Origin of the sequence: Sphingobium sufflavum, assembly GCF_021403115.1 — a bacterium.
GTDB classification, from domain to species: Bacteria; Pseudomonadota; Alphaproteobacteria; order Sphingomonadales; family Sphingomonadaceae; genus Sphingobium; species Sphingobium sufflavum.
This window is the reverse complement of record NZ_JAJSSH010000014.1, coordinates 74,056-93,648: the sequence shown is the minus strand read 5'-3', so window position 1 is coordinate 93,648 and position 19,593 is coordinate 74,056. Positions and strand designations below refer to the sequence as shown.

Annotated in this window: 19 protein-coding genes and 1 tRNA gene; 13 read left to right on the top strand and 7 right to left on the bottom strand. The window is 62.6% G+C overall.

What is annotated here, in order from left to right; translation table 11 throughout:
- Positions 1–83 precede the first annotated feature (83 nt).
- The 4 genes from rfbA to rfbC are packed head-to-tail and all read right to left on the bottom strand — an operon-like array spanning position 84 to position 3,512.
- Positions 84–947, bottom strand: a complete 864-nt coding sequence (gene rfbA / locus LWE61_RS17760; RefSeq protein WP_234151990.1) for a glucose-1-phosphate thymidylyltransferase RfbA — start codon at positions 945–947, stop codon at positions 84–86.
- A gap of 5 nt (positions 948–952) precedes the next feature.
- Positions 953–1,849, bottom strand: a complete 897-nt coding sequence (rfbD, locus tag LWE61_RS17755) for a dTDP-4-dehydrorhamnose reductase (RefSeq protein ID WP_234151989.1) — start codon at positions 1,847–1,849, stop codon at positions 953–955.
- Positions 1,846–2,907, bottom strand: a complete 1,062-nt coding sequence (gene rfbB / locus LWE61_RS17750; protein WP_234151988.1) for a dTDP-glucose 4,6-dehydratase — start codon at positions 2,905–2,907, stop codon at positions 1,846–1,848. Before rfbB ends, rfbD begins: the two co-directional genes overlap by 4 nt.
- Before the next feature lie 35 nt (positions 2,908–2,942).
- Complete coding sequence (gene rfbC / locus LWE61_RS17745) at positions 2,943–3,512, bottom strand: dTDP-4-dehydrorhamnose 3,5-epimerase (protein ID WP_234151987.1); 570 nt, start codon at positions 3,510–3,512, stop codon at positions 2,943–2,945.
- 240 nt (positions 3,513–3,752) lie between these two features.
- Between rfbC and LWE61_RS17740 the strand changes: the two genes are divergently transcribed.
- Together LWE61_RS17740 and LWE61_RS17735 are read left to right on the top strand one after the other, a co-directional pair.
- Positions 3,753–5,078, top strand: a complete 1,326-nt coding sequence (locus tag LWE61_RS17740; RefSeq protein ID WP_234151986.1) for a class I SAM-dependent methyltransferase — start codon at positions 3,753–3,755, stop codon at positions 5,076–5,078.
- A complete protein-coding gene (locus LWE61_RS17735; protein ID WP_267961883.1) occupies positions 5,075–6,673 on the top strand; it encodes a CmcI family methyltransferase in 1,599 nt (532 codons plus the stop codon). The genes LWE61_RS17740 and LWE61_RS17735 overlap by 4 nt, the downstream gene beginning before the upstream one ends.
- A gap of 81 nt (positions 6,674–6,754) precedes the next feature.
- On the opposite strand, the gene LWE61_RS17730 is transcribed toward LWE61_RS17735, so the two are convergent.
- Positions 6,755–7,714, bottom strand: a complete 960-nt coding sequence (locus LWE61_RS17730) for a right-handed parallel beta-helix repeat-containing protein (protein WP_234151984.1) — start codon at positions 7,712–7,714, stop codon at positions 6,755–6,757.
- 329 nt (positions 7,715–8,043) lie between these two features.
- Between LWE61_RS17730 and LWE61_RS17725 the strand changes: the two genes are divergently transcribed.
- Genes LWE61_RS17725 through virB11 form a run of 8 tightly spaced genes read left to right on the top strand, consistent with a single transcriptional unit; the run spans position 8,044 to position 15,424 of the window.
- A complete protein-coding gene (locus LWE61_RS17725; protein WP_234152005.1) occupies positions 8,044–8,346 on the top strand; it encodes a TrbC/VirB2 family protein in 303 nt (100 codons plus the stop codon).
- Between the two features lie 10 nt (positions 8,347–8,356).
- Entirely contained in the window at positions 8,357–8,644 is a 288-nt protein-coding gene (locus tag LWE61_RS17720; RefSeq protein WP_234151983.1) for a type IV secretion system protein VirB3, read from the top strand.
- The gene (locus tag LWE61_RS17715) at positions 8,623–10,989 is read left to right on the top strand and encodes a VirB4 family type IV secretion/conjugal transfer ATPase (protein ID WP_234151982.1); all 2,367 of its coding nucleotides are present in this window, start codon (positions 8,623–8,625) and stop codon (positions 10,987–10,989) included. Before LWE61_RS17720 ends, LWE61_RS17715 begins: the two co-directional genes overlap by 22 nt.
- A 2-nt stretch (positions 10,990–10,991) precedes the next feature.
- Positions 10,992–12,224 carry a type IV secretion system protein gene (locus LWE61_RS17710; RefSeq protein WP_234151981.1) on the top strand — a complete coding sequence of 411 codons (1,233 nt, stop codon included), beginning with the start codon at positions 10,992–10,994 and terminating at the stop codon, positions 12,222–12,224.
- Positions 12,221–13,030: a virB8 family protein gene (locus LWE61_RS17705; protein ID WP_234151980.1), complete on the top strand. Its 810-nt coding sequence runs from the start codon at positions 12,221–12,223 to the stop codon at positions 13,028–13,030. Before LWE61_RS17710 ends, LWE61_RS17705 begins: the two co-directional genes overlap by 4 nt.
- Positions 13,031–13,047: 17 nt before the next feature.
- Positions 13,048–13,383, top strand: a complete 336-nt coding sequence (locus LWE61_RS17700) for a TrbG/VirB9 family P-type conjugative transfer protein (protein ID WP_234151979.1) — start codon at positions 13,048–13,050, stop codon at positions 13,381–13,383.
- Complete coding sequence (locus LWE61_RS17695) at positions 13,380–14,450, top strand: TrbI/VirB10 family protein (RefSeq protein WP_234151978.1); 1,071 nt, start codon at positions 13,380–13,382, stop codon at positions 14,448–14,450. The genes LWE61_RS17700 and LWE61_RS17695 overlap by 4 nt, the downstream gene beginning before the upstream one ends.
- Positions 14,447–15,424 (top strand): P-type DNA transfer ATPase VirB11, encoded by a 978-nt coding sequence (virB11, locus tag LWE61_RS17690; protein ID WP_234151977.1) that lies wholly within the window; start codon positions 14,447–14,449, stop codon positions 15,422–15,424. The genes LWE61_RS17695 and virB11 overlap by 4 nt, the downstream gene beginning before the upstream one ends.
- Positions 15,425–15,449: 25 nt before the next feature.
- Here virB11 and hslU read toward each other — a convergent pair whose 3' ends face one another.
- Both hslU and hslV read right to left on the bottom strand, forming a co-directional pair.
- On the bottom strand, positions 15,450–16,748 hold the full coding sequence (gene hslU, locus LWE61_RS17685; RefSeq protein WP_234151976.1) for an ATP-dependent protease ATPase subunit HslU: 1,299 nt from the start codon (positions 16,746–16,748) through the stop codon (positions 15,450–15,452).
- A gap of 145 nt (positions 16,749–16,893) precedes the next feature.
- The gene (gene hslV, locus LWE61_RS17680) at positions 16,894–17,460 is read right to left on the bottom strand and encodes an ATP-dependent protease subunit HslV (RefSeq protein ID WP_234151975.1); all 567 of its coding nucleotides are present in this window, start codon (positions 17,458–17,460) and stop codon (positions 16,894–16,896) included.
- A 189-nt stretch (positions 17,461–17,649) separates the two neighbouring features.
- On the opposite strand from hslV, the gene LWE61_RS17675 reads away from it, so the two are divergent.
- From LWE61_RS17675 to LWE61_RS17665, 3 genes are all read left to right on the top strand, one after another.
- Entirely contained in the window at positions 17,650–17,892 is a 243-nt protein-coding gene (locus LWE61_RS17675) for a hypothetical protein (protein WP_234151974.1), read from the top strand.
- Positions 17,893–17,956: 64 nt separating this feature from the next.
- Positions 17,957–18,031, top strand: a tRNA-Val gene (locus tag LWE61_RS17670).
- 369 nt (positions 18,032–18,400) lie between these two features.
- Positions 18,401–19,489, top strand: a complete 1,089-nt coding sequence (locus tag LWE61_RS17665; RefSeq protein ID WP_234151973.1) for a DUF2889 domain-containing protein — start codon at positions 18,401–18,403, stop codon at positions 19,487–19,489.
- Positions 19,490–19,593: the final 104 nt, after the last annotated feature.

Sequence of the window (19,593 nt, the reverse complement as noted above, 5' to 3'; positions counted from 1 at the left end):
GCGCATGAGGCCTTGGTTGATGTGGGGTGCCCCGCTGCCGTGGGTTATCGCACAGGGGCTGTTCCCAGCCTTCCCAATTCAGATCAGGAAAGAAGTTGCCGCAAATAACCGCCATAGGTCGACTTGCCCAGTTTCGTCGCCAGCGCCTCCAGTTGCGCCGCATCGATGAAGCCCTGCCGGAACGCGGCTTCCTCCGGGCTGGCGATCTTGAAACCCTGTCGCTTCTCCAGCGTGCGGACGAACTCGGCGGCCTCGATCAGGCTGTCGGGCGTGCCCGTGTCCAGCCAGGCATAGCCGCGTCCCATCATCTCCACCGACAATTGCCCGCGTTCGAGATAGATGCGGTTGACGTCGGTGATTTCCAGCTCGCCGCGCGCCGAGGGCTTCAGCGAGGCGGCGATCTCCACCACCTGCTCGTCATAGAAATACAAGCCCGTGACCGCCCAGTTGGAACGGGGCTGGGCCGGCTTTTCCTCGATGGAGATGGCGCGCATCCCGGCATCGAACTCGACCACGCCATAGCGTTCCGGGTCGGTCACATGATAGGCGAACACGCTGGCCCCGGACGGGCGGGAGATGGCGCTGCTGAACAGGTCGCTGATGCCATGGCCATAGAAGATATTGTCGCCCAGGATCAGCGCCGACGGGCCGCCCTTCACGAAATCGGCGCCGATGATATAGGCCTGCGCCAGCCCGTCCGGGCTTGGCTGCACCGCATATTGGATTTCCATCCCCCATTGCGAGCCATCGCCCAGCAGCGCCTCGAACGACGGAATGTCGCGCGGGGTGGAGATGATGAGCACCTCCCGGATGCCGGCCAGCATCAGCGTCGACAGCGGATAATATATCATCGGCTTGTCATAGATCGGCATGAGCTGCTTGGACGTGACCAGAGTCATGGGATGCAGGCGTGTGCCGGAGCCGCCCGCCAGAATAATGCCCTTCATGATGCTTACTCCTTGGGGGCGGGGCCGACGAGTTCGGCGACGATGTCGCGGACGGCCTCCTGCCATGGACGCGGCGTGATGCCATAGTCGCGGGTCAGTCCGCCGGTCGCCAGCGCCGAATTGGCGGGGCGGCGGGCAGGGGTGGGATAGTCGGCGGTGGTGATGCCGGTGACGTTGGCGGACGGGCCGCCCGCCGCGCCGGACAGGTCGAAGATGGTGCGCGCCAGGCCGCACCATGTCGTCTTGCCCCCATTCACGAAATGATAGGTGCCCACCGGCGCATCGGCGTCGTCCAGGTGCCGCAGCACCATGACCTGCAACGCGGCGGCCAGGTCGGCGGCGGCGGTCGGGCAACCCTGCTGGTCGTCGACCACCCGCATTTCCGGGTTGGTCGCGCCGACGCGCAGCATGGTCTTGAGGAAATTGCCGCGATGGGCGCTCAGCACCCAGGCGGTGCGGACGATGGCCGACCGGGGATTGGCCGCGCGCACCGCGATCTCGCCCGCCAGCTTGCTCGCGCCATAGACGCTGGTCGGGGCGACCGGGGCGTCTTCGGGATAATCGCCTTCGCCCAGGCCGTCGAACACATAGTCTGTGGATACGTGCAGGATGGGTATGCCCGCGTTCCGGCTTGCCTCGGCCAGCCACGCCGGACCCTGCGCATTGGCGAGGAAGGCCACACCCACCTCGCTCTCCGCCTTGTCCACCGCCGTATAGGCCGCGCAGTTGATGACGGCGGACCATTCGCGCGTGGCGAAAAAGGCGGTGATGCTGTCCTTGCTGGCGAGGTCCAGTTCGGTGCGGTCCGGGAAATGCGGCTCGACGCCCTCCGGCCAGTTCAGCCGGGCAAGCTCCAGCCCCACCTGCCCGGCGCCGCCGGTTATCAGGATATGGCGCGTCATGCGGGTGTCTTCAGGCCCAGCCGGTTGGTGTCATATTTATTGTCGAGGATGGTCTGCCACCAGCTTTCATTGTCCAGATACCAGCGGACCGTGCGGGCGATGCCTTCCTCGAACGTGACCTGCGGTTCCCAGCCGAGGTCGGTCCTGATCTTGCTCGCGTCGATGGCGTAGCGTTGGTCATGGCCGGGGCGATCGGTCACATAGCTGATCTGGCTGGCATAGCCCTTGCCGTCGGCGCGCGGGCGCAGGCTGTCCAGTGTCTCGCAGATGCGGTTGACGACGTCGATGTTCTTGCGCTCCGAATTGCCGCCGACATTATAGGTTTCGCCGGGTGCGCCTGTCTCGAACACGGTGCGCAGCGCGCGGGCATGATCCTCCACGAACAGCCAGTCGCGCACATTGCTGCCGTCGCCATAGACGGGCAGCGGTTCCCCCGCGAGCGCGCGGATGATGATGAGCGGGATCAGCTTTTCCGGGAAATGATAGGGGCCATAATTGTTGGAGCAGTTGGTGACGAGCACCGGCAGGCCATAGGTATGGTGCCAGGCGCGCACGAGATGGTCCGACGCCGCCTTGGACGAGCTATAGGGCGAGCGCGGGTCATAGGCGGTCGTCTCGGTGAAATAGCCGGTTTCGCCCAGCGACCCGAACACCTCGTCGGTGGAGATATGGTGGAAGCGGAAGCTGGCCTTCGCCTCGCCCTCCAGCGTCTGCCAATAGCCCAGCGCCTGTTGCAGCAGGGTGAAGGTGCCGACGACATTGGTCTGGATGAACTCGCCCGGCCCGTCGATGGAACGGTCGACATGGCTTTCCGCGGCGAGATGCGCGATCACCTGCGGCCTGAACTCCGCCAGCAGCTTGGCGACCAGCTCGGCGTCGCAAATATCGCCCTGCACGAAGCGATAGCGAGGATCCTGGTCGATGGGGGCGAGGGACGACAGCACACCCGCATAGGTCAGCTTGTCGAGGTTCAAGACCTCATGCTCACTGTCGCCGATCAGGTGGCGAACCAGTGCGGAACCGATGAAGCCAGCGCCACCAGTGACCAATATCCGCATGCTATTCTTCCTGTTCTCTTTGAGGTCTGCGTCGATCAGGCCGTAATGGGGCCGAGAGGATTACCATCATATGTAAAAGGGCTATCGAAATCGGCGAGGACGGGCAGTTCATCGTCCTTGGGCGACAGGACCGGGCCAGTGCTGGGCAGGGGCCAGTCGATGCCCACGTCGGGGCAGTTCCACCGTATGCCGCCGTCGCAATCGGGCGCATAATAGTCCGACACCTTGTACACGACCTCCGTATCCGGCTCCAGCGTGACAAAGGCATGACCAAAGCCGACGGGGACGAACAACTGGCTGCCATTCTCGGCGCTCAGTTCGGCAGACACATGCTGGCCATAGGTCGGCGATCCCTTCCGCAGGTCGACCGCATAGTCGACGATGCTGCCGCGCACGCAGCGGACCAGCTTGGCCTGTGCATGGGGCGGGGACTGGAAATGGATGCCCCGGATCGTACCTGTGGGTGCGGAAAAGCTGTGGTTGTCCTGAACGAAGGGCACATCGACGCCGAACCCGGCCCAGCGCGTGTCCACATAGGTTTCCGAGAACCAGCCGCGCGAGTCCGCGAAGCGGCGCGGCTGTATGAGTTTTACTGGGTTAGACACGTCAATCCGCCTTTGGAGCCGCTGTATTTGGGGGCATAGCGCTAAACAATCAGTCATTAATTGCAAGGTGCATTTGCCATGCCAAGCGGTCTTTTCATGTGATGCCTGCCATGGTGAAATGTCTCGACCCGCGAATGACGCTGGCAGTTGCCAGCTGCTCAAGGACTCAGCGAAATCGGCGGTTGTCTTGTAACGGAAAGATTCTATCACAGCTCTTTCACGGGAGCTGAAATTCAGGCCATGCACGCATCGTCTTATGAAAATATGCAAAAATGCTACGCTCGCTATATCGAGGGTAGCGCCATTGAGCAGCAGGACGTGGTCCGCTTGCTCGATGTGGGTGGCTCCGACGTGAATGGCAGCTATCGTGATATTTTCTGCCACCCGCGGTTCAAATATACGGCATCGGACATCGATGCGACATCAAATGCCCAACTGGTCTTTCAGGATTCCTATCGTTTCCCGCTCGACGACCAGTCCATGGACATTGTGATCTCCGGTCAGATGCTCGAACATTGCGAGTTTTTCTGGCTCACCTTCGCGGAGATGATGCGGGTGGTCCGGCCAGGCGGCTATGTCTTCCTCATCGCGCCTTCCAGCGGACCAGAACATCGCTACCCGGTCGATTGTTATCGCTTCTACCCGGATGCCTATCGTGCTCTGGCGCGCTATGCCAACTGCGCCCTGATCGACCTTTGGCAGGATCCGCGCGGGCCGTGGAAAGATCTGGTTGGCGTGTTCCAGCGACATGGCGCACCGCCGTTTGCCGAGCCATTGCCTGAAAAAATCGTAACGGCGCCGGAGGATATCCTGCCCGGAACCGAGGGAGAGGAGAAGGTGCAGGGGCAACTGGATTATCTGTGCGTGTTGCGGGATTTGCAGGAGGCGCTGCGTCCGCAATCCTATCTCGAAATCGGAATACGGCATGGCCGCAGCCTGGCGCTTGCCACCGGGCCTGCCGTCGGTGTCGATCCGCAGCCTGCCCTGACCGTTGAACTGCCGGAGACGACCCGTATCTTCGCACAGACTAGCGACGCATTTTTTGACGAGGCTGCCACGACTGCCATTCAGGCGCCAATCGACTTCGCCTTCATCGACGGTCTGCATCTGTTCGAGGCTGCGCTGCGTGACTTCATGCATGTCGAGCAGTACGCGGCACCGGGCGTGCTCGTGGCGGTTGACGATATACTGCCCAATCATCCGATCCAGGCCAAACGCGACCGGGAAAGCCGGGTGTGGACAGGGGACGTGTGGAAGCTTGTGCCGGTATTGCGGAAATATCGGCCCGATCTTACTCTGGTTACGCTAGACACAACACCGTCGGGGTGTCTCCTGATCGGCGGGCTAGACCCCGCCAACCGTGTGCTATGGGATTTCTATAATCCGATCGTCCGCGAAGCTTTGTCATGGGGCGGTCCGCCAGATGAAATACTGAGTCGGCAGGAAACGACCTCTCCCATCGGTTCGCCCTATGTGCATTTCATCGAGGCTTTGGTTGCGGGGCAGGACCGGCCCGGAGCTTTGCGTGACTTGTCTGTCGCCGGACGGCCGGGGTCGTCCGAATGACTGGGCCGTTGAAACTTTCCGTGGTGGTTGTCGGGTATAATATGAGCCGGGAACTGCCGCGCACGATCCGCAGTCTATCACCGGCTCTCCAGCGCGGCATATCAGAAGCGGACTACGAGATTTTGGTGGTGGACAATGGCTCGTCACGGCCGCCTTCGGCTGAAGACGTCCGGCAATGGTCGCCAAATGCCCGGCTGATCGTGGTGCCAGATCCAACGGTGTCGCCGGTGCCCGCCATCAATCTCGCCTTGGACGAAGCGCGGGGGGAGGTCGTCGGTGTGTTGATCGACGGCGCCCGCATGGCATCGCCGGGATTGCTGGCGGCTGCTCTCGAAGCGTCGCGCATTCACCCTCGCGCCATCGTGGGGTCTCTCGCCTTTCACCTTGGCCCGGACGTCCAGATGCGCAGCGTACAGGCGGGCTATGACCAGCAGGTGGAGGACCGGTTGCTGGAGGCGATCAATTGGGAAGAGGATCCCTATCGTCTCTACGATATTTCCGTTTTTGCCGGTTCCTCGTCGCAGGGCTGGTTCACCACGCCCGCCGAAACCAATGCGCTGTTCCTGTCACGGTCGCACTGGAGCGAGTTGGGCGGCTATGACCCTCGGTTCGTAGCGCCGGGTGGCGGATTGGCTAATCTCGATATTTGGGAAAGATTATGCGCAGACCCGGAGGGCAGGTTGGTCCTGTTGATGGGCGAAGCGACCTTCCATCAGGTGCATGGCGGCGTGGCCACCAACAGCAGGGAATCGCCCTGGGATATGTTCCATACGGAATATGTCGCCATTCGCGGTAAGAATTACGAGGCGCCGCAGGTCGAGCCGCTGGTGATTGGCAGGCTTCATCCGGCGGCTCGTCCCTCGATCAGGGAGTCTTTCGCAAAATTGATGGGGGAAGCGTCCGGTCCTTCATTGGACCCAGTGGCATTGCCCGTATATGGTCCGGACGGACCTCGCACGTTCGAGACGGCCATACCGGGTGCGGTTCTGGATCGGATGCAGGATGGCGTTATGCAAACCGTGTATCGTGACGTCCGCTTTTTGAAAAGTCCCCTCGACATCGGCCTGTATCTTCAACTTCTCTCGCAATTACGTCCCCGGACGGTGATAGAGATTGGTTGTCGATTTGGAGGGTCGGCACTCTGGTTTGCGGATATGATGTCGGCGCACGGGACGGAGGCTCCGCGCGTGATTTCAGTGGATATCGATCCGCAGGTCGGGTTTAGCGATCCGCGTATTTCTATATTGACGGGCGATGCTGCGGAACTTGGTGGCTGCCTTACCGATGTGCTGTTGGCCTCTTGCCCGCGGCCCTGGCTGGTCGTGGAAGACAGCAGCCACCATTATCACCACGCCCTGGCTGTTCTCGAATTCTTTCACCCGAAATTGGAGCCGGGTGACTATATCGTTGTCGAGGACGGGGTGGTTAATCATATGGGTGGCGATCATTATCGCCAGTATGAGAATGGCCCCAACCGGGCCGTTTCAGACTTTCTCGTGCGGGAAACCAATAGCTATCAACTCGATACGCGGCTGAGCGATTTCTACGGTCGCAACGCGACCTATAATCCGAATGGATGGTTGCGGCGTCTTTAGGCCCGTGTCTGTAGACCCTTCAATATCACATCGCCTTGCCGGTGGAGTGAATATGCCACCGGCAAGGCGACAGGCCTCATATCATTTCTGTGGGATTGTCGTTGTGAAAGCACCGTCGTTGCCGTTGTTGCCGTTTACCCTGTTGGTGCCATAGGAAACGATGGCCGAGCCGGCGGTGGCAAATATTCCGCCGCCATTGCCATAGACACTGGTGTTGCCGACCAGCAGCCCGGCGTTTATGCCGGACGCGGCAAGCCCATTGTTGCCGTTGCCGGCAATGATGGCGTTGTTCACGGTGAGGGTGGCGTTGCTCGCGGTGCCGATGCTGGTCGTGATGCCATTCTGGACGTTGCCGCTGATGCTGCTGTCATTGACGACGCCGTTGATCTTGCCGGTGGTGCCTGTGCCATCGGCGATAATGCCATATCTGCCGGTCAGGATCTGGCTGCGCTCTACCAACAGCTTTGCAACGCCGGCTCCGGTCGGACGAAGCTGAATGCCGGCATAGGTTGCGCCGTCCTGTCCGGTGTTGGCGATCAGGGTGTCCTCCACGATCAATGTGGACGTGCCCGTCGGAGCGAACTCAATCCCGTTGTATCGGGTGCCCTTGATGGCAACATGTTTGAGAGTCAGCGATCCACCGGCGAGGAAGCGGATGCCATTGAGGCCTGTGGAACCACCATGGATGTCGATGCCGATGAGATAGATGTCGTCATCGGCTCCGGCATTGACGACTATGCCATTGGTGGAGGAACTCAATATGCCGCCGTTGCTGGGGCCAAGACAGTTGAGAGTGATGGCCTTGACAATCGTGACGGTTCCGAAACCGCCCGGATCAAGGCAATCTATTTCACCTCCCGCAGCTGTTTTCGAGATGGCGCCTGCGAATGTCTTGCAGGGTGCGGTCCGACTGCACGGATTGGCGTCGTCACCGACACCGGAAATCCATGTCCGCGTGGCCTGGGCGGAGGCTGGGGTCGCGAGCCAAAGTCCACCCAATATTGCGGTGCTCGCAAATCCGAGCCGGTAAAGTGCCTTCATATGCTTTCTCCCATGCCTCGTCTTTTACGGCGCTGGCGGATATTGCCACGGAGTAGGTGAGGGGACAAGATAAGCAGTATTAATCCGAGATAATATACCGGAAATATTGTCCTATTATAGTTCAGGGGCCAGTTGCGTCCGTATCGAGTGTTCAAACGAATCGGTGCAGATTGCCGGACGCTAGTTCCTCAAGGCATCGCGCTTCGACAGTAAAGGCTTCGGATCTCTGTTTCGTCAGGAAGTAGGGTGAAGGGGCTGGCGTTGCCGCTTGGCCTGTGCCAGTCATGACAATCGCGGCAAATATGGAGAAATTTGTGCCCCGTCGTATAATGGACAAGATCGGCGCAATCTTTGCTTCCATCCTGACGACGGCAACGCCAGCCCATGCCCAGATTCTGGCCGATCCGGCTGGATCGTCGGTTCTCGTCAACGCCGTGAATTGGCTCCAGGGGACGTTGCTCGGCACGGTGGCGACCGTGGTGGCTGTCATTGCTGTTGCCTCTGTTGGCTTTCTCATGCTGACAGGTCGGGTCAACTGGCGTCATGGCGCTGTCGTAATTCTCGGCTGCTTCATCCTGTTCGGCGCAGGCACTATCGTCGCGGGTATTCGCTCCGCCGCGGTCGGCGGGTGAGGGCGGGGCGATGACGGCAGTCCTGGAGCGCCAGACGGTTTTCGTTGCGCTGACCCGGCCCCAGATGTTCGCGGGCGTGACCTATAGTTTTTTCATCGCCAATTGCATCGTCGCGGTGGAATTGTTCCTCATCTTCAAATCCTTCTGGGCCATTGGCGGGGCGTTGGCGTTGCATGGCGCAGGCATGGTGCTATGCCTGCGTGAGCCGCGCTTTTTCGACCTGTGGATTGCTCGTGTCGGCCGCTGCCCGCGGGTCGCCAATCATGCGGTGTGGGGATGCAACTCCTACCGCCCGTGACGGACGATCCCCGCGTTATCCGGCGCGAAAAACCCGCGGGCACGCATCTGCCCTATGCACGGCATATCGACGCCACGACGCTGGAAACGCGCGACGGCATGTTGATGCAGACGATTCGTGTCGAGGGCCTGCATTTCGAGACCACGGATACTGACGAGCTGAATTATCGTGCGCATTTGCGCGACGCGATGCTGCAAGCCGTCGGCTCTTCCCGTTTTGCACTTTACCATCATGTTGTCCGGCGCCGGGCGGATGTGACGCTGGATGGGGCGTTTCCTGACGATTTTTCCCGCCATCTCGACGAACGCTGGCGACAGCGCCTGGCCGCGCGCCAGATGTATGTGAACGACCTGTTTCTGACGATCATCCGCAGGCCGGCGCGCGGCGGTGCCGGCCTGCTGGACAGGTTGCGCGGGATGATGGGTGGCGGCACGACGGAGCGTAGTGCTGCCCTGGCAGCGGACAGGCGCGCACTGGACGGTGCGACGCAGGCAATCATCGCTACCCTGGGCGCCTATCGGCCCCGGCTGCTATCCATCCATTCGACCGACAAGGGCCTGCGATCGGAGCCGCTGGAATTTCTGTCCTGCCTCTTCAATGCGGAGATGCGGCCCATGGTCCTGCCCCATGCTGACCTTGGCCATCATATCCCCTTCCGCCGGGTCAGTTTCGGGCAGGATGCTTTCGAACTGGGACCGGCGGGCGGTCATGGTCGCAAATATGGCGCGATCATCTCCATCAAGGATTATCCGTCACAGACGCTGCCGGGTATGTTCGACGAACTATATCGCATGCCACTTGAAATGACCGTCAGCCATTCCTTTGCTTTCGTGGAACAGGTGGCTGCGATCAACCGGATGAACCTGACGTTGCGGCGCATGCGCTCGGCGGAGGACGAGGCGGTTTCCCTGCGTGAGGAGCTGTCGTCTGCAAAGGACAGGGTCGCGGCGGGGCGCGCGAACTTTGGGGAACATCATACGACGATCACGGTCTGGGGGGATGGGCTGGAGGATGTCGATGGCGCGGTGGCGGAGGTAACCGCCGCACTGGCTGACCTTGGCATCGTGGCAGTTCGGGAGGAGATTGCTCTCGAACCCGCATTCTGGGCGCAATTCCCCGCGAATTTCAAATATATCGCGCGCAAGGGGTTGGTTTCGACCGCCAATTTCGCGGGTCTGGCCAGCCTTCATAACTTCCCTGTCGGACGGCCGCATGGCAATCATTGGGGCGATGCCGTGACCCTGTTCGAGACGACTGCGGCCGGTCCCTATTTCTTCAGCTTTCACCAGAATGACCTCGGCAATTTCACGATCATCGGGCCATCGGGGTCGGGAAAGACCGTCGTTCTCAACTTCCTGCTCGCCCAGGCGCGCCGGTTTTCGCCGCGTATCGTTCTCTTCGACAAGGATCGCGGGGCGGAATTGTTCGTCCGTGCCATCGGCGGGCAATATGATCGGCTGCGACCCGGTGCTGCATCGGGCCTCAACCCGCTCCAGATCGAGGATACTGCGGCCAACCGGCATTTCCTGATCGAATGGCTGGGCCTGTTGGCGGGCGGCGTGGACGTCGCGGAAACGGAGGCGATCAAGGACGCCGTCGACGCCAATTTCGCGCAGCCTCTCGCACGGCGGCGGCTGTGCTATCTGGTCGAATTGTTCCGCGGCCATGCCCGGCCCCATGCTGCCGACCTTTACTCGCGCATGCGCCCCTGGTGGGGGGAGGGCGAGCGCGCATGGCTTTTCGATAATGAGCAGGATCTGACGGACCTGTCGGCCGCAACGGTGGGCTTCGACATGACCGCGATCCTGGACGATCCTGCGGCCCGCACGCCTGCGCTGCTGTATTTCTTCCATCGGGTCGAACAGCGTCTGGACGGCACGCCTGCGATCATCGTGGTGGATGAGGGCTGGAAGGCGCTGGACGATGAGATATTCGTGCGCCGCATCAAGGATTGGGAAAAGACAATCCGCAAGCGCAACGGCATCGTCGGTTTCGCGACGCAGAGCGCGCAGGATGCGCTGGAGAGCCAGATCGCCAGCGCCATCATCGAACAGGCGGCGACGCAGATATTCATGATCAATCCCAAAGCGCGGGCTGAGGATTATATGGACGGTTTCGGCCTTACCCAGCATGAATATGATCTGGTCAGGACATTGCCGGACAATGCCCATTGCTTCCTCATCAAGCATGGCAATGACAGTGTCGTGGCGCGCCTGAACCTCACCAATGAAAAGCAACTGCTGACCATCCTGTCGGGCCGCGAGGAAACGGTCAGGTTGTTCGACGAACTGGTCGCGGAGGGCGAGGCCGGTCGCTGGATGGATGCCCTGTTGGAGCGGGTCTGATCATGGCATGCACCGCCATATTGACCGGCACCCATTTCCTGTGGAGCACGCTCGACCATATTGATTGCCAGGCGCAGGCCATCGGCAGTTACGGATATGGGGCGCTGTCCGATCCTGCCTCTGCGGTGTCCATGGCATTGACCGGTATCCTTACGCTCTTCGTCGCGCTGCTCGGACTGCGTATGATGCTGGGCCATGCCCCCGAAGGACAGGATATTGTGGGCGGTGCGATCAGGGTCGGTATCGTCCTGACACTAGCAACCAGTTGGCCGGCGTGGCGGGTGATCGGCCATGACATGGTGCTGGAGGCGCCAGCCGAGATCGCGCGCGCCATCGGCAGTTCCGCTGGATTGGCCAATCCCGGGTCCGCCAATGATGATGACAGCCTGCGTTCGCGCCTTCAATATGTGGATGACGGTGTCGTCGCCATGACGGTCTGGGGAACGGGCCGGATGACGGAGCCTGTCGCTGGCATGATCGACCCTGGCCAGGCCTTTCGTGGCATTGCCCTGTCGGACGATAGCGGCTTTGGATGGGGCCGTGTCCTTTTTCTGGCGGGCGTCATCGGGCCTTATGCGATTGTCAGTCTGGGGGCTGGGGTGCTGTTGGCGCTGGCGCCGCTGATGGCCGGGCTTCTCCTCCTTGGCGGCACGGTGGGGGTCTTTATCGGCTGGGCGCGGGGGCTGGCCTTTTGCGCGCTCGGCGCACTGGCGTTGTTTCTCGTCGAGAGCGTCGAACTGGCGATCTTTACACCCTGGATTCGCGATGTGGTGGCGCAGCGTGACGCGGGCGTGTCGACGCCGTCCGCGCCAACCGAATTGATCGTGCTGGCGCTTGCCTTTGGCGTTCTGGTGATTGGAATATTATTCCTCGTGGCGCGGATTGCTTTCCATCCACATTTGTTCTTGAGGCCGTTTGCACCACGTGCGGTCGGCGCCGTACGACAGGACAGGGCGCCATCGTTCAGGGGCGATGTCGTTCGTGACGCGGCCATGCCTCCCCCGTCCCGCGCCTATGTCATCGGGGAAGCCATGGCTGCCACGGTCCGCCGGGAGGATTCGGGTGCATATTCGCAAGCTCCCACGCGAGCGATACAAATGGATCGGGGTCCGGTAACGACGACGCAAAGCCCGAACGGGACGGGGCCGCAATCCGATACTATTTTGGGGAGCAGTTTCCGGCGGACCGGGAAACGCATATCGGCGACCGGGGAACGGAGAGATCGGAAGGAATGAGCGAACAACCCGAACAGGATCTTCCGGCCTATCTGCGTGCGGCGGAAAGCTGGGCTAGTGACCGGGAGGCTGGTCATCGCTCCGCTTTGCGGATCGCGTGGATCATCGCGGGTGTCGCGACGGTGGTGGCCGTTGCCGAAGCGGTCGCCATCGTTGCCCTGACCCCGCTCAAGACCGTCGTGCCCTATACGCTGCTGGTGGATCGCCAGACCGGCTATGTGCAGGCTCTCAAGCCTCTGGAACAGGAAATGGTCGCACCCGACCGCGCCCTGACCCGATCCTTTCTGGCGCAATATGTGATCGCGCGGGAGGGGTTCGATATCGACAGCCTCAAGGAGGACTATCGCAAGGTCGCATTGTGGTCCTCAGGGGGGGCACGGGATCGCTATATTGCGGGCATGCAGTCGTCCAACCCCTCCAGTCCACTGGCGATCCTTCCGCGCCGGGCGGTCGTGGAGGTGGAAGTTCGGGGCATATCCTCGTTGGGTCCGCAAACCTCCCTCATCCGTTTCGTCACGACCCGTACCGATCCGGGTGGTCGCCGTCAGGACAGCAGGCCGTGGCAGGCGGTCATAACCTATCGCTTTTCCGGCGTCGGGATGAGCGCGGACGATAGGCTGGTCAATCCACTGGGGTTTCAGGTCGTCCGTTACCGGCGTGATGCGGAGATTCCGCCTCGAGCCGAGGCATCCCCTCCGCAGTCCACCGTGCCCGTCCAACGCGGTCCTGTTCCGGTTCAGGCGCCCCCGGTCCCGATGCCCCGGCACCCCATGCCAGTGTCGCCTCCGTCAGGAGAGGAGCTGTGAGATGGCTCGTCCGGTTGATGGTGCCGATTTTCCTGACCGGGACTGCATTGGCGCAGCCGTTGCCAGAGGCCGGAATCGCTCCCGCTGTGGAAGGCCGTTACAAGCTGTCCGGTAACCGCGAACTGATGCCTTCAGCGATCGGCGATGACGGCTTCAAGACCTATATGCAATGGTCGCCGGAACAGCCTCTGCCTGCGGTTTTTTCGATCGACGCGCTGGGACGGGAAGAGATGGTCAACGGCTATATGCGCGGTGATGTCTTTACGATCGACCGCGTCTACGACCGGTTGAAGTTCCGCATCGACAAGGCTCAGCTGACCGCGCGCAGGCTGCCGCAAAGGAGCGGAAAATGACAGGGCCGGAAGAGAAGCCGTCACCCCGCGCAAACGACATCCGCCCGCTTGTCGGTTCGGCATCCAGCAATCGGGGCATATGGTTTTTCGGGGCGGTCATGGTTCTGTTGGCGCTGCTCTTGTTCGTTACGCTGGAAAGCCGCAGGACCAGTCTCACGACCCCGGCCCTTGGCGAGGCGGAAAACCCCTCGGATGGTCAGATTGCGTCGCCACCGCCTCTTGCCCTTCCTCTGGATCAGGGAGGGCTGGCCTATGATCCGGGCTTGACGCCCTACCCGGCGGCCCCGGTGCCGGTTCGTGCGCCACAGCCTGCCTATCCTCTCTCGCTCTATCAGCCGGAAAGGCCGCGGCCCGCACCGGCAGTGCTGGACCCGGAGATGCTTGCGGCCCAACGGATGCGGCAGAACGCCGTGTCGCCGCCTGCGCGGGCACCGGGAGAGGCTGCACCGTCAGGAGATCCCTTCGGTGTGGGGGAACGGGGCGGTAGCCGCAAGGAGGAGAGGGTGCAGGCCACGCCCTTCGCGAACCCTGCGACGACCGTGCCCAAGGGAACGGTCATCCAGGCCGTGCTCGAAACCGCGCTGGATTCGACCCGTCCGGGTCTCGCCCGCGCTATCGTGTCCCGCGACATTTTCGGGTTCGACGGCACGCAGGTTCTGGTGCCACGGGGCAGCAGGTTGATCGGCGAGTATAAGGCGGACCTGCAACCAGGCCAGAAGCGCGCACTGATCCAGTGGCAGCGGCTCATGCGCCCGGATGGGGCCATGATTAACCTTGATTCGCCCTCCGCCGATCCACTGGGTCGCGCTGGAGTGGAGGGTAAGGTGAACTCCCATTTCTTTCAGCGGTTCGGTGGCTCCCTCCTGCAATCGGCTGTGAATGTGGGGTCGCAGGTGGCCATCAATCAGGCGACGAGCGGGAATGTGATCTACGCCATTCCGTTGCCGTCCCAGTCGGTTCCGGTCATATCGTCGGAAAAGGTCCAGCCGACGATCAAGGTGCGGCAGGGCACCAGCGTCTCGGTCTTCGTGGCCCGTGATCTCGACTTTACCGCCGTATCCCCATGAATGTGCGGCCGGCCAACATCTATCTCGAAAGCTGCCTCGAGCCGTTCCGTCCGCATCTGGAACGCGATGATGTCACCGATATCTATGTGAACCGCCCGGGCGAACTATGGCGTGAGATATTGGGCGGAAAGGTGGAGCGGCTGGAAGCGCCCGAACTGACCCGGTCGATCCTGATGCGTCTTGCGCATCAGGTCGCGGCCGTCACGGCGCAAGGGATCAACCGCGAGCATCCGATCCTGTCCGCCTCCCTGCCGACCGGCGAACGGGTCCAGATCATCATCCCGCCCGCCACGCGGGGGGAAGTCGCGATAGCCATCCGAAAGCATTGTGTGGCGGGCCTGGCTCTGGAAGATTATCAGGACAGCGGTGCTTTCGGTCAGGTGCAGGTCATCACTGCCGATCACGCATCATCACCCTGGGCCGACGCGGACGAAGTGCACGAGCCGATGCAGCTACTCCGCAAGGCTGTACGGGAGCGGCGGAACATCTTGGTGTCCGGCGGCACCTCGTCCGGTAAGACCACCTTTCTCAGCGCCCTGCTGCGTGAAATTCCCGTCGATGAGCGCCTGATCCTTATCGAGGATACGCCCGAACTGACCGTGGTGCAGGAGAATTGCGTGGGCCTTGTCACGCCGCGCTCCGCATTGGGGGAGGCGGCGGTAACGGCGGAAGACCTGCTCATCGCGTCACTGCGGATGAGGCCGGACCGGATCATCCTGGGAGAGATACGCGGGAGTGAGGCGGTCACCTTCCTCCGCGCGGTGAACACGGGCCATCCGGGATCGCTGACCAGTATCCACGCCGATTCCCCCTTGCGGGCGATCGACCAGATGGCGTTGCTGGTCCTTCAGACCGGGATGCAGATGCGATGGGACGACGTCACCACCTATATCCGTCGCTCCCTGGACCTGATCGTCCAGTTGGAACGAGGGCCGCAGGGGCGAAGGGTCGGGCAGATATTATTATGTAGGTGAGGGCGCAGGTACGCGCCCCTTGCCCTCACAGCACATATTTGCTCAGGTCATTGTCCCGCGCGATGCTGGACAATTGCCGGTCGACATAGGCGCCGTCGATCACCACCGTCTCGCCCTGTCGGTCTTCCGCGTCGAAGCTCACATCCTCCAGCAGCTTTTCCATCACCGTTTGGAGCCTGCGCGCGCCGATATTCTCGACCCGCTCATTCACTTCCGCCGCGATGCGGGCGATGGCGGCGATGCCGTCCTCGCGCAGGTCGATGGTCACGCCCTCCGTCGCCAGCAGCGCCTTATACTGCTCCGGCAGCGATGCCTTGGTGTCGGACAGGATGGCGATGAAGTCCGCCTCAGTCAGGCCCTTCAACTCCACGCGGATCGGCAGGCGACCCTGCAATTCGGGCAGCAGGTCGCTGGGCTTGGCGACATGGAAGGCGCCTGACGCGATGAACAATATATGGTCGGTCTTGAGCGGCCCATATTTGGTCGCCACCGTGGTCCCCTCGATCAGGGGCAGCAGGTCGCGCTGCACACCTTCGCGGCTGACGGAGCCGCCGCGTACGTCGCTGACCGCGATCTTGTCGATCTCGTCCAGGAAGACGATGCCATTCTGCTCCGCCTCGCGCAGAGCGACGCGCGCGACATCATCCTGGTCCAGCCGCTTGTCCTGCTCCTCCTCGACCAGCTTGTCCCACGCGTCGGCGACGCGCATCTTGCGGCGCTTTTTTTGCTGGCCGCCCAGCTTGCCCATCAAGTCGGACAGGTTGATCATGCCGATGTTGCCGCCCATGCCGGGCAGTTCCATCGGCATGGCGGGCGCGTCGGCCACCTCAATCTCGATCTCGATCTCGTTCATCTGGTCATTCTCGATCTTCGCCCGGAAGGAGAGGCGGGTCGCCTCGCTCGCTTCCTTGCCGGTCAGCGCGTCGAGCAGCCGCTCCATCGCGGCGTCCGCAGCGGCGGCGCGCACCGTCTCGCGGCGGCGGTCCCGTTCCAGCCGCACCGATTCCTCGACCAGGTCACGCGCGATCTGTTCCACGTCGCGGCCGACATAGCCGACCTCGGTGAACTTGGTCGCCTCCACCTTGATGAAGGGCGCATCGGCCAGTTTGGCGAGGCGGCGGCTGATCTCCGTCTTGCCGCAGCCGGTGGGGCCGATCATCAGGATATTCTTGGGCGTCACCTCGTCGCGGAGGTCGCCGGAGAGCTGTTGCCGGCGCCAGCGGTTGCGCATCGCCACGGCAACGGCGCGCTTGGCGTCCTTTTGCCCAACGATATGCGCGTCCAGCGCGGCGACGATGGTCTTGGGGGTCAGGTCAGAGTTCATTCGAAAATCCCATGATCCGTTTGCCCTAGGTCAAGCGAGGCGCGTGACTCGCCTGAATGTCGAAGGGGCGTTCTATGCTTCGGGGGAGGAAAATGCAGTCCTTGGACAGGCTCAGGACCAACCAACTATCTGGCGGCGAACGCGATCAGGTCGCGGAGGCGAGGGCCTCTATCGTCACCTGATCGTTGGTGTAGACGCACAGTTCCGCCGCGATCTGCATCGCGCGCCGCGCCAGCTTTTCAGCGTCTTGCTCATAATCGGTCAAGGCCCGCGCGGCGGACAGGGCGAAATTGCCGCCCGACCCGATGGCCGCGATGCCGTCCACCGGCTCCATCACGTCGCCATTGCCGGTCAGGATCAGCGTCACATCCTTGTCGGCGACGATCATCAACGCCTCCAGGTTGCGCAGATATTTGTCTGTGCGCCAGTCCTTGGCCAGTTCGACGGCCGCGCGCATCAACTGGCCGTTGTGACGCTCCAGCTTGGCCTCCAGCCGCTCGAACAGGGTGAAGGCGTCGGCGGTGGCGCCGGCAAAGCCGCCGATGACGCTGCCGTCATGGAGCTGGCGCACCTTGCGCGCATTGGGTTTCATGACGGTCTGTCCCATGGACACCTGGCCGTCGCCGATCACGACGACGCGGCCATTGCGGCGGACAGACAGGATGGTGGTTCCGTGCCAGGAGGGCGCGGAGCGATCGCTGGATGCTGACATAGGGCCGCATATGGTGGCGGGGCGGGGCGCTGGCAAGATGGCCGACGCGACGGTCGCGCGGCTGCCACCGTCCCGGATCGGGTGAACGGGTCATTGTGCATTGCAGCGTGTCACATTGATGCAACGTCCCGTCGAAGGACAGGGTGTTTGCCCTTGCAATGATGCGCTGCACAAATACACTTTCGACTCATGAGCCTTCGTCCTTCCAAAGTTCAGGCGATTCGCGACATCGTGCGGGACCGCATGGTGCAGTCGGGCGTGGACAATTATATTTTTTCCGACGGCCAGCTTCAGATCGGCAGCACGCGCTACGCTGTGGAGGCTTGCGGGTGCGGAGAGGCCGATTGCGACGGTCTGCGCCTGCGCCCCGTCCATCGCCATTTCCAGTCGCAGGCCGCATTTTCCGCAGGCCGCATCGAAGGCACGGCTTGACAGCGAGCCGCCGGGGCGTCAAAGGCGCTCCTCTCCGCTAAGGACGCCTTTTGACAAGGCCAGCGGGCGCGTAGCTCAGTGGTAGAGCACACCCTTCACACGGGTGGGGTCGCAGGTTCAATCCCTGCCGCGCCCACCATCTGAACCCCGGAATTTCCCGGCTTTCGATGGTCAGACCATCCACCCGCGATGCCTCCATTGCCGAACGATACACGAGCAAACGGAAGACTTCGCGTCCGTCCCCGCACAAATCCCGTACAGCCGCATGACGCCGCGACCCGGTGCAGCCTCATCTGCCGTCTCCGCATCCGTCTCCATCGCCCCTGCGGCATTGCTGACCTTATTTAGCGTCTCGCACGCTTTTGCCTTGGTCCGGGCCTTCGTGGCATGATAGCCCGGAGGGAACGGGCCATGCAGCCTTGGTTCGGACCGCGCAAACGACTGTCATCCTCATGATGGAAACCCGCCGGTCCGCCGCCATGCGGTAACCCGATGGGAGATGACCGCGATGACCGATGTTGCACAACCGCCAAGGCCGCCCGAACCGGCGGCGGTGGGGCTGGACCTGTCCGGCAATCCCTTGCCCCTTTATGCCGCTGCGCCCAGCGATCCGCTCGGCCACTCTCCCTTGCGCCGACCGGGGTCGATCCGCCGGACCATGACGGTGGAGGTGGACTGGCCGGGGGAGGACGCCGTCCATGGCCGGTTTCAGGGGCGCGCGCGCGACATCTATACCCCGGTCGATGGCGACGACCCGGTGCTGATCGCGCAGGATGCGATTACGGGCCATTTCGCGGATCGCCGCACCATCGCGGATGTGGCGGCCATTCCGCCGCGCGCCGACGTGGCGTCGCTGGCGGGGGAGCGGGCCGGGTCCAACCTGCGCACCGCCATCGACCGCGTGCTGCACCGGGAGAAGCAGGAGGGCGCACCGCTCTACCTGCTGCTCGACGATCTGGCGGGGGCCAGTCTGGTGTGCATGTGGGGCTGGGCGCGCTGGCACCCCGGTTATTTGCAGGAGCAGGCGGCGGTGCTGGAGCAGGCCGCCGGGGCGGGCTTCACCGTCGCCAGCATGGAGGGGGTGTGCATCGGCTTCCGTCCCGGCTCGTCCGCCCTGCTGCATAAGCCGGGGCAGGGCACGCCCAACAGCACGCAGGTCGTGCCGCTGCCCAACCCGGCGGACCCGGCGGGCTGGCATGCGTTCGCGCTGGACGGCGATTTCGGCAATTTCCGCCGTGCGCGCCTGATCGACATATGGCGCGAAGACGGGCTGATCCATGTCGATGCGCTGTTTCAGGACACGTCCAGCCTGCCCGGCACGGCGATGCGCGAGGCGATCCACGAATATCGCCTTCGCGCCACGGCGGACGGTGCGACCGGTCGGTTGCTGACGCTGGACGCGACGCCCGGCACCTTGCCCCATGCGGAATGTCCGGCGGCGATGGTCAACATGGCCGTGGTGCTCGGCACGCCCATGGAGGATCTGCGCGCGACGGTGCTCGACCGGTTGAAGCGCACGGCGGGCTGCACGCACCTCAACGACATGATCCGCTCGCTGGCGGAGGCGCCGGTGCTGGCGGCAAAGCTGCCCGCATAGGCGCCCATACCGGTCGGGCGCATCCGTGGGCGGCATCGGCGTGGCTTGCCCGCTCCGCCAAAAGATCATAGGGGAGGCCGCTTTCACGGTAAGGCGGCGACCCT

Coding starts and splice junctions, on each gene's coding strand:
- rfbA (WP_234151990.1), bottom strand. CDS start 947: ATGAAGGGCATTATTCTGGCGGGCGGCTCCGGCACACGCCTGCATCCC.
- rfbD (WP_234151989.1), bottom strand. CDS start 1,849: ATGACGCGCCATATCCTGATAACCGGCGGCGCCGGGCAGGTGGGGCTG.
- rfbB (WP_234151988.1), bottom strand. CDS start 2,907: ATGCGGATATTGGTCACTGGTGGCGCTGGCTTCATCGGTTCCGCACTG.
- LWE61_RS17740 (WP_234151986.1), top strand. CDS start 3,753: ATGCACGCATCGTCTTATGAAAATATGCAAAAATGCTACGCTCGCTAT.
- LWE61_RS17735 (WP_267961883.1), top strand. CDS start 5,075: ATGACTGGGCCGTTGAAACTTTCCGTGGTGGTTGTCGGGTATAATATG.
- LWE61_RS17730 (WP_234151984.1), bottom strand. CDS start 7,714: ATGAAGGCACTTTACCGGCTCGGATTTGCGAGCACCGCAATATTGGGT.
- LWE61_RS17725 (WP_234152005.1), top strand. CDS start 8,044: ATGGACAAGATCGGCGCAATCTTTGCTTCCATCCTGACGACGGCAACG.
- LWE61_RS17720 (WP_234151983.1), top strand. CDS start 8,357: ATGACGGCAGTCCTGGAGCGCCAGACGGTTTTCGTTGCGCTGACCCGG.
- LWE61_RS17715 (WP_234151982.1), top strand. CDS start 8,623: ATGCAACTCCTACCGCCCGTGACGGACGATCCCCGCGTTATCCGGCGC.
- LWE61_RS17710 (WP_234151981.1), top strand. CDS start 10,992: ATGGCATGCACCGCCATATTGACCGGCACCCATTTCCTGTGGAGCACG.
- LWE61_RS17705 (WP_234151980.1), top strand. CDS start 12,221: ATGAGCGAACAACCCGAACAGGATCTTCCGGCCTATCTGCGTGCGGCG.
- LWE61_RS17700 (WP_234151979.1), top strand. CDS start 13,048: ATGGTGCCGATTTTCCTGACCGGGACTGCATTGGCGCAGCCGTTGCCA.
- LWE61_RS17695 (WP_234151978.1), top strand. CDS start 13,380: ATGACAGGGCCGGAAGAGAAGCCGTCACCCCGCGCAAACGACATCCGC.
- virB11 (WP_234151977.1), top strand. CDS start 14,447: ATGAATGTGCGGCCGGCCAACATCTATCTCGAAAGCTGCCTCGAGCCG.
- hslU (WP_234151976.1), bottom strand. CDS start 16,748: ATGAACTCTGACCTGACCCCCAAGACCATCGTCGCCGCGCTGGACGCG.
- hslV (WP_234151975.1), bottom strand. CDS start 17,460: ATGTCAGCATCCAGCGATCGCTCCGCGCCCTCCTGGCACGGAACCACC.
- LWE61_RS17675 (WP_234151974.1), top strand. CDS start 17,650: ATGAGCCTTCGTCCTTCCAAAGTTCAGGCGATTCGCGACATCGTGCGG.
- LWE61_RS17665 (WP_234151973.1), top strand. CDS start 18,401: ATGACCGATGTTGCACAACCGCCAAGGCCGCCCGAACCGGCGGCGGTG.